Annotated in this window: 1 protein-coding gene; it reads right to left on the bottom strand. The window is 80.9% G+C overall.

Going from position 1 to position 215, the window contains the following annotated elements; genetic code table 11:
• Nucleotides 1-215, bottom strand: a 215-nt coding sequence (locus tag DW309_RS19905) for a hypothetical protein (protein ID WP_205812763.1), incomplete at both ends; no start/stop codon positions are given.

Genomic DNA, 215 nt, shown 5'->3' on the forward strand with positions numbered 1-215 from the left:
CGGTGGGGTCGCCCGCCGCGGTGCCTCCGACCGCGGTTCCTCCGGTGCAGCCTTCCGCCGTGCAGCCGCCGCCGGTGCCGCCGGTGCAGCCTCCCGCGGTGCCTCCGGTGGGGTCGCCCGCCGCGGTGCCTCCGGTGCCGCCGCCCGCCGTGCCTCCGGTGGGGTCGCCCGCGGTGCAGCCTCCCGCGGCGCCTCCGGTGGAGATCGGAAGAGCA

Origin of the sequence: Microbacterium sp. K41 (genome assembly GCF_004794395.1) — a bacterium.
In the GTDB taxonomy this organism is placed as follows: domain Bacteria; phylum Actinomycetota; class Actinomycetes; order Actinomycetales; family Microbacteriaceae; genus Microbacterium; species Microbacterium sufflavum.